7 protein-coding genes are annotated in these 8,405 nt (G+C 52.0%); 5 read left to right on the plus strand and 2 right to left on the minus strand.

Annotated features, from left to right (window positions below; translation table 11 throughout):
* Positions 1–182, plus strand: a 182-nt coding sequence (locus tag AC72UB_RS13140) for an ATP-binding protein (RefSeq protein ID WP_505190186.1), incomplete at its 5' end; no start/stop codon positions are given.
* 20 nt (positions 183–202) lie between these two features.
* Complete coding sequence (locus AC72UB_RS13145) at positions 203–1,024, plus strand: hypothetical protein (protein ID WP_505190187.1); 822 nt, start codon at positions 203–205, stop codon at positions 1,022–1,024.
* Between the two features lie 886 nt (positions 1,025–1,910).
* On the opposite strand, the gene AC72UB_RS13150 is transcribed toward AC72UB_RS13145, so the two are convergent.
* Together AC72UB_RS13150 and AC72UB_RS13155 are read right to left on the minus strand one after the other, a co-directional pair.
* Entirely contained in the window at positions 1,911–2,294 is a 384-nt protein-coding gene (locus AC72UB_RS13150; protein WP_505190188.1) for a hypothetical protein, read from the minus strand.
* A 156-nt stretch (positions 2,295–2,450) separates the two neighbouring features.
* Positions 2,451–3,476 carry an aromatic ring-hydroxylating oxygenase subunit alpha gene (locus tag AC72UB_RS13155; RefSeq protein ID WP_505190189.1) on the minus strand — a complete coding sequence of 342 codons (1,026 nt, stop codon included), beginning with the start codon at positions 3,474–3,476 and terminating at the stop codon, positions 2,451–2,453.
* Between the two features lie 561 nt (positions 3,477–4,037).
* On the opposite strand from AC72UB_RS13155, the gene AC72UB_RS13160 reads away from it, so the two are divergent.
* From AC72UB_RS13160 to AC72UB_RS13170, 3 genes are all read left to right on the plus strand, one after another.
* On the plus strand, positions 4,038–6,818 hold the full coding sequence (locus AC72UB_RS13160; protein WP_505190190.1) for a DUF1800 family protein: 2,781 nt from the start codon (positions 4,038–4,040) through the stop codon (positions 6,816–6,818).
* 15 nt (positions 6,819–6,833) lie between these two features.
* A complete protein-coding gene (locus AC72UB_RS13165; protein ID WP_505190191.1) occupies positions 6,834–8,021 on the plus strand; it encodes a DUF1501 domain-containing protein in 1,188 nt (395 codons plus the stop codon).
* A gap of 139 nt (positions 8,022–8,160) precedes the next feature.
* On the plus strand, positions 8,161–8,405 hold a 245-nt coding region (locus AC72UB_RS13170; RefSeq protein ID WP_505190192.1), incomplete at its 3' end, for a transposase.

Consider the following 8,405-nt stretch of genomic DNA (forward strand, 5'->3'; position numbering starts at 1 on the left):
TGAGCTTCAGCGAATGGGCTATGGTCTTCGGTGATGCAAAGATGACCACCGCCTTACTCGACCGCCTTACTCACCGCTGTCACATCCTTGAAACCGGAAACGACAGCTTTCGCTTCAAGGCAAGCTCAGCCGTTGCAGCCCGCAAAAAGAAGGAGACAAACACGCCCTTGACCCCAGCATGAACCAAAATCCATAATCAGAGGTGGCTCACTTCTCGGTGAAAAAACCGGCTCCGGTCTGGGTGAAAATCAACACCCTGTGTGGTTGGATGTTGCAAACAGCCTTTCTTCCCGACATGGCTGCAGCACAATCCATCAATTTCATCCATACGGGTGGCGAAATTGATGTGCGCTCTATCACCCAAGCGAACAACGCTGGTCATAAGATCTATGGCCTCACCTCAGGCGGTCGCGCTTCTGTCAATACGGCGGCATCGTTTACGGGCAACTTTTCTTCGCTCGTGATCTCTCAAACGGGCAGTGCGGCGCAGACCTTTGGCGCAAAGTTGGAAGTGTCCAACACGGCGAATGTTGGCTTTTACATGAACACCTCGTCGGCATCGTCCATGCTCGTGAACGTGAAAGCTGGCACTTACACATCGGATGTCCGAATTTCCGGTTCAGGCAAGAAAGCGATCGACATCGTGGTCAATGCGCTCAACAAAACTGTGGTGCAAGACATCGACGTGACCGGCGGCGCGGTGAATTTGAGGGTGAACCAGACAAACAGCGCGACTTTGATCCTGGATCATACCGCGCTTGGCACTTTCAGAGATACCCTTGAAATCAACCAGTCGGGCATTGATACGATCGCAAATATCACCAGCACCTCGGAAGGGTCATCGACCTTAATGATGCGCTTGGCGGGTGATGATTCCGAAGCCTATGTGAACGCACAATTGGGCTTCGGCAGCTATCTGAACTATGAAGTGTTTCGCGATGACGTGACTTTGGGCAGCGAGAACTCTCCGGTTAACATCATCGTTTCGGACAACAGCCGCGTCACAATCACTGTGAACGACTAGGGGCAGAACAACTTGATCGTCGTGGGACAGCGTGTCCCATGAGGCCCGTTCTCGAGCAAAGCGACCTGAACTGCGACCAAGAATCGACATGCGGCCGAAGTTTTGATCGCTCTACGGCGCGGAATTTGGCCATTGCAGCATGGGTTTAACGAACTCGCCACTGTCTCACCCTGTGTATTGTGGATCGGTTTTTGCCCAGCGTCAAAGTAGTCCTGTCTGCCTACCAACGCAGAACTGCCAAGCAACGCGCGCTCCTAAGGTTGCATACCGCTTTAGAGCCAATCTTATCGATTTCGTTGGTTGACGGTCTGGTTCATGGACTTTTGTTGGCTGACACTAAACGCTTGCCGACCAGACTGGGCGATGCCGGGGAGCGCACGGTATGGCCAAACTCAGCGACGCTACTCGCCACCTGATTGTGGCCCTCAATCCGACCGTTTGAGGGTATCTGACTACGTTGTGATGACGGATCAATTGCAGTTATTGTCGGTGGGTTTGCGCCATTACATGATGCTACTGCTGGCCCAGAAATGAATACAGCAACCGTTAAGGCTAAAAACAGTGAAATGCCCTTCAAAAGTTTCATCAAGCTAGCGCCGCCGTCTGCAAGAGTAAGGTGAGAGATCTTCCTTCCAGATCACATAACATGACGCAGTTAATACGGCTAGACAGTCAAGGGACAGCTCGCGATTTGCAGCTCCGGGCTCAATTCATTGAGCATGATTTAGTCCTTAACAAATCAGACAGTGACGCCAGCTCCGATCTGATCACGGTTGATCCACAAAGGCGTAGAATTTTGGCGTGAAGGGGCGCAGCAGCTAAGAAGCGGACGACAAGGCCCTACTGCACCCAAGTCGTCGAGAACACTGTGTTCATGGACTGTGTCTCAAAAACTGTGTCGCAAACGCACTGTCCCAACAGCAACCCCAAACACTGTGTTGACCACAGTGATTCCAACCACATCAACGCAGCCAAAACTGTGCGATGACTGTGCGACGCAAGCACCAAAAACTGTGCAATGCGTATCTGTTTGATTTTGTTGAATTAAGTGGTGCCCAGAGCCGGAATCGAACCAGCGACACGCGGATTTTCGAGACTTGTGGTGAAAATAAGCTTTTGTTTTTATTGTAATAAACAGAGCGTTTTTGAGGTGTGCGAAAAAATGTGCAATAGGGCTTTGGTCGGCGCCATCGCATTTTACTGTGGTCAACACAGTAAACTCACCAAAGTCCTCCACCATAGTAAACAGCCCGCAGGCTTTGTCCCACAACAGGCTTGATTGGCAAACAACCACGACCGTAATCCAGCCAAAGACTTTTGCCCCCAGAATGGCGGGGACGGCAGATAGGCCTGATTGGCTTATGAGGCGGTTTTGCGTCGGGTTTTCTATCGAAAAGGGGTTGGGGTCAGGCAGTCACAAGGGGCCCTAAATCCCAAGGGCGGCTGCCACGCGGGATTGGAAGTATTGCACTCCTTTTTCATGCCTCCCTGACAGCGGGCCGGAGCTATAGCCGCCCGCTTGATAGTTGCGGTGGGTAGAGACGCACACCTCGTAATCCTCGCGCACCACCGCCAAGGTGCCGTTCACTGACCGCGCGCGGGCATCGGCCTGAGCCGCCGAGGTGTCAGCAAAGAAAAAGGTGTAATGCTGATCAGTGCGGTCGACCGACACAGGATCAATCCGGCTCACATTCATGCCGCCGTCAAACAGCGACAGCGTCCAGTTGGGCCACATCCACAGCCACTTACCGCGATAAAACAGCCCCTCTTTCGGCGGGGCGGTCATGCGCACAAAGCCATCATGGGCGGTAGTTTCAAAGGCTTCAAAGTCGATGGCGGCGTAGAAAGACGGATGAGTGCCGGGGATATGATAGCCTTCTACGAAATTGTCGGTGTAAACCTTCCAATTGGCATCAAAGCTGACAGTGGCTTGGTCGGTCGGCAGATAGGTTTCCAAAGGCTCATCCGCCAGTTCGGCGGGCAGGTCGCCGAGCTGTTCGAGAAGCGAGGTTTGCGGATCGACCGCGGCAAACAAAAGCCCGCGCCATTCGGCCAGATGCACGGGTTCTAGCGGCCAATCCTCGGGGATGATTGCTGGATCGCGGCCAAACCATGGGGCTTGGACCAAGCGGCCTGTGTCGGCAAAGCTCCACTTATGATAAGGGCAAACGATCAGGCCGCACTCGCCCGCACCATCCAACAGCCGCGCGCCTCTATGGCGGCAGATGTTCTTAAAGCCTCGCATGACGCCGTCTTTCCCCCTGATGGCAAAGACGCCAAAGCCTGCGATGTCGAGCGTCAGGTATTGGCCTGCTTTTGCCACCGCACTGGCGGGGCCCATGAACTGCCAAGTGCGCAGGAAAATCTGTTCGCGTTCGGCCTGCCATGTGGCGGGGCTGGTATAAAGGCTGGGGTCAAGGTTTAGATATTGCGCGGGAACGGCGAGTTGCATGGCATCAGCTTTCAAGTGGCTCGGTCCACAGGCTGCGCCATCGCCCGCAATCCGTCAATCAGCTTGCCCCAGATGAGGCGCCCACATTGGTCCCATGGCATTGTCATGGGAAGAGAACCCCTCATACTTTGCCAACTTCCGCGAGGCTGTTCCAAATCATCCGACGACGGACAATCACTTTTGTTCCAGTTGCTCACAGATGGAATTGCAAGTTTCTCAAGATCCGATTTGCCTCTTTGCCTCTTTGCCTCTTTGCCTGATGGCCCAGCCGAAAATTGGCCGCGGTTCGTCCAGCAGCAGCATCCGCTTGTAATGTCGGTTATGCATCCGTCATAGCCTAGGGCTCATGGAGTCGCGGCTTCCTATTAAGGGGTTGTTGATCAAAAATAGCGGCCTTTTCTGAGCTCTACATAACTTGATCTACCTTCTTGGGCATCAGAGCAAGCCAACGATCTGACAGGGCGGATCGAACGAATAAGTGGTGCAATCGACAACTTTTTATTTTAAGATGAAATCGGAGAGGCTCATATCTTCTATTAATCTGACGAGGAAGTGCCGACTATGAAAGTTGTTCTTGGTTTCATGCTGGCGTTGGCTTCTGTATTTGTGCCCACCATGAGCGCCTTTGCGCAAGATCGAAGCGTTGAGCGCGTTCAGCGAGCCCTTGTGCTTGCCGGTTTCGATGTAGGTGAGGTCGATGGCGTGTGGGGCTCGCGGACCCGTTCGGCTTTAGTCGAGCTGGCTGAAGGTACAACTCTTGAATCCATTCCTGAGGGGCCAACCGATTTTGACAGCGCCTTAGAGCGAGCGCTGGTTGACGCATTCAATAGTCACTCGGAAACATTGGAAGCTGAGCAGGCTCACCTTCAGCAACTGGTCACTATACCTGATGCTCGGCACCTTCTCGAAAGGACAGGTATTGGCGCCCATCCGTCTGAAGTGAAAGAGCTACTTGGCTTGACCCGCAGCGAGGCGGTCAGCCTGATGATCCAACGCCTTGATGGTAGGAACACTTCTGCGCCTTTGCCGTCATGGATTACAGCCGAACCTTTTCCACAATACTGGATCAGGTGGGATTACGAAGAAGAGCAACAACAAGCCTTCCGCACACAGCGCGATGGAGAAATCGGCACGCTAAGAAGTTGGTGGGTCCGAGAAATGATTGCTACGGAAAACCCACAGGCCGAACGGTTGATCCTGCTGTGGCATAACCACTTTGTTACCGCCTACTCTGGTGTCGAAGAAGAAAGTCATGCCATTGCATTTCAACACCAAACCTTTCGCAATCTAGGTCACGGAAACTTCCGTGATCTTCTGACGGCAGTCATCCGCGATCCTGCAATGTTGAATTACTTGGACAACAGCGGATCTAGGCGAGAAGCGCCGAATGAAAACCTCGCTCGAGAACTGATGGAACTGTTTGTTCTCGGCGAAGGGAATTATTCAGAGGCAGATGTTCGCGAGGTGTCAAGAGCTCTGACGGGTTATACTTACAGCCGCGTCCGTAGATTGGAATTTGAATTCAATCCATGGGACCACGACTCAGACACAAAAAGCCTACTCGGCGTAACGGGGAATTTGAATGGTGACGATGTTGTGAATATACTACTTTCAAGACCTGAAGTGGCAGATTTTATCGCAAAACGGTTTTGGTCAGTATATGTGTCAGAATTCAATTTCGATCTTGAAGAGATAGAATTCATTTCTGAAGATTTTCGCGAATCTGATTATGACATTAAACTTCTGGTTCGAAAGATCCTTACTTCTAGAGGGTTTTGGGAGCCAGCAAATAAAGCAACAATCGTGAAGTCCCCGGTAGATCTATTTGTAGGCACCATCAGAACTACCGGCATTTTGCCAGATTGGTGGAATTCACTTCCAAATAGAATGGCTGCCATAGGTCAAAATCTATTTGAAGCTCCAAATGTAGCCGGCTGGCCCGGCGGTGCAGACTGGTTAACCCCATCAAGGCTGCTGATGCGCTCAGATATGATTTCTGACATCGCGGGGGCTGTGCCTGCATCGGCCGATGATGACGCGGCAGCTATGATGGCTCAGATGCTTGCGCCAAATCCGGCTGAAGAAGCCATGTTTCAGTCAGTTTACCTACGCTATGCAGCCGAAGACTTTAGTGGCCCACCTCAGTTTCAAGTGACCGCGATTGAGACCAATTCGCTGGCTGAGGTAACTAACACTTGGAAAAGTGGCCCTATAACGGCAGTCGGTGGCGTCGACACTGAGCGTTTTGGTCGTTTGGACTTCGAAGCCCTCCCTTGGCAGCTTGCAAAGCTAGAACTCCCTCGTGACTTTCACCCTTCATCCTTCAAGATAAGCTTTCTGAACGACCATTGCTGCGGGCCAGGAGGGTCTGACGGAGGTGATAGAAACTTATTCATAGATTGGATTAGTGTCGAAGAAAGGATCTTTCCTGCTCGGGATGGAAAGCAGACGACACAATGCAGTGACCCAAATGCCGATTCTGAGCCTGGTAGGATGTACTGCTCAGGAACGGTGACGGTTTCTGAATTTGAAATCTTGTCTAGTTCTGTTTTGGACAAAGAATCCATAAATTCCTCAAATGCATTAGAGATCAATCGTGCTGCTTTCGAATGGGCGGACACCTACTCCAAAGATCAGGAATGGGTTGCATTTAGTATTGGCTTGCTATCGCCGCGTCTGGGTGAAGTCGCGTCTGAAGCGATGATAGTTAAGATCATAAGGCAGGAGCATGAAGCTGGTCGGCGAATATCCTTACAGCTTTCTTCACGACGCTGCTATCCTGACTGCCTCGGAGGGCCTATGCCGCGTTCCGCATACAAGAATAATGAAAGTGGTGAACTTGTAATAGACTTTGTCCTGTCTGGACCAGAATGGGATGAAGAGCGCGCACAATGGAACCAGCTCTCGGATGAACAGCGTCGTTTCGTTTCAGCCCTATGGATGGCGGTACCTGAGTTAATTGCTGTCTCGCGACAAGGCCGGAACTGGCGCGACAGAAATGCAGAGCAGCTTTTTGGGGAGTGGAGCGATCTCTTCAATGAAGTCAAAACGTTGCTCCCAGGGAGTCGCTATGCGAGCCTTGCGCCAGCAGAGGGCGTCAAGATTCTGCTCGATGCAACAGCTGAACCTAACATGATGATGGCCATGATGGGGCAGGACGGCACGCAGCCAATACGTATTGCTGGGCTAGATCCAGACGAGGCAAGGTTTGATTCACCAGGTTGGACGTTGCGTGACGCACGACTGTCAGATCTGTTTTTGGCAGCTGCGCCTGTGCAGTCCGATCAAGAAACCAATGACTTAGAGATCGTGCTAAATGATCCTGTTTATAACCTGAAGTGACTTGGAGGCTAGAGAATGGATCGACGCATCATTCTGAAAACAATACTGGCCGGACTGGCAATTCCTCTTGCACCCATTAGCATTGCTAACGCAGCGCAAGCCAGTGGACGCAGACTAATCCTAGTAGAGCTATCTGGTGCCAACGACGGATTGAATACGGTAGTTCCGTTTAACGATGAGCGTTATCGTGAGATTCGACCTAACATTTGTTTGTCTGGTCAAGATCTGTTTACTTTGACTAACGAGCTTGCGCTACACAAGGCTCTAACCCCGCTTGATCCAGCATGGCAAGCCGGCGAAATGGCCATCATTCAGGGGCTTGGATACCCCGGTCAAAATAGATCGCATTTTAAATCAATTGCCCTTTGGGAAACCGGTGGAGATGGCAGTCAAAGTGGCCCGAATGGTTGGCTTACTGAAGACATTGAGGGTATGGAGGGGGCGAATGACTTAGACGCCCATGGTATTAGCCTTGACGGTGGCATGGGCGTCTTCGCATCTTCCTCTGGGGTTTGGCTATCTATGACCTCGCTCAATCAGTTTACTGGCCTACGATCTGGTGCAACCCCATCACAAACCACACAGAGTGGTTCAAGTGGCAACCCAGCACTGGCATTGTTGATGGATAGGGGGCGTGCGCTGGACAACTCTATGGAGCGGATCTCCTCCAGATTGAGCCGGATTTCTACGTCGTCGGACAGCCTAAGATTTGAGGCTGGCGATCTTGGGCGGCAAGCCGCTATTGCCGCGCAGTTGATAGATGCTGGAATAGACGCACCCGTTCTAAAGCTGAAGATCGACGGTTTTGACACCCACGAGCTACAACAATGGCAGCATGGTGATCTGCTACGCGATTTAGGCCGAGCTATTGCCGGTTTGCGTGAAGCGCTGATCCGATCGGGGCATTGGGAAAGCACCTTGATTATGACCTATAGCGAGTTTGGTCGACGCGCAGTCGAAAATGAATCTCTGGGAACAGATCATGGAACCGCTGCGCCACACTTTTTACTCGGCGGTGCGCTTAAGGGTGGTATTTGGGGGATGCATCCGGATCTTGGTGCCCTTGAAGAAGGCGACATGCAGTTCACAATGGATTACCGAAGCGCCTATCATCGAGTATTGTGCGATTGGTTTGGGATCGCCAGCAATCGATTTACAAGTTTCTCAGACGAAACTCTCAATGGAATATTCCGGAGTTCGTAAATTTTGCAACTGCTCAATTTACGTGAGCTGTTTTAACTCGATTAGGTAAAGGATAAACTGAGCTACTCCCCGAAAATCGGACAGTGACGGAAGCTACGATCTGACGTCTGCTGGTCTCCAAGAATGAGGAGATCAGAACATGAAGAAACGCAGGAACCATGACGCGGCGTTCAAGGCGCGTGTTGCGTTAGAGGCGCTGAAAGGCGAGCGCACAGTGTCGGAGCTGGCAGCCGAATATGGTGTGCATCCGACGATGATCCATCAGTGGAAAAAGGCTCTGTTGGACGGCGCGGCGGAGATCTTCGAGCGGGGCGGCAAGAGAGCGCCCGAGATCGACGAGGACACGGTGCGGTCGCTGCATGCAAAGATCGGGGAGCTGGCTGT

Origin of the sequence: Allotabrizicola aquatica (SeqCode), from assembly GCF_965194375.1 — a bacterium.
In the GTDB taxonomy this organism is placed as follows: domain Bacteria; phylum Pseudomonadota; class Alphaproteobacteria; order Rhodobacterales; family Rhodobacteraceae; genus Tabrizicola_A; species Tabrizicola_A aquatica.

Coding starts and splice junctions, on each gene's coding strand:
- AC72UB_RS13155 (WP_505190189.1), bottom strand. CDS start 3,476: ATGCAACTCGCCGTTCCCGCGCAATATCTAAACCTTGACCCCAGCCTT.
- AC72UB_RS13160 (WP_505190190.1), top strand. CDS start 4,038: ATGAAAGTTGTTCTTGGTTTCATGCTGGCGTTGGCTTCTGTATTTGTG.
- AC72UB_RS13165 (WP_505190191.1), top strand. CDS start 6,834: ATGGATCGACGCATCATTCTGAAAACAATACTGGCCGGACTGGCAATT.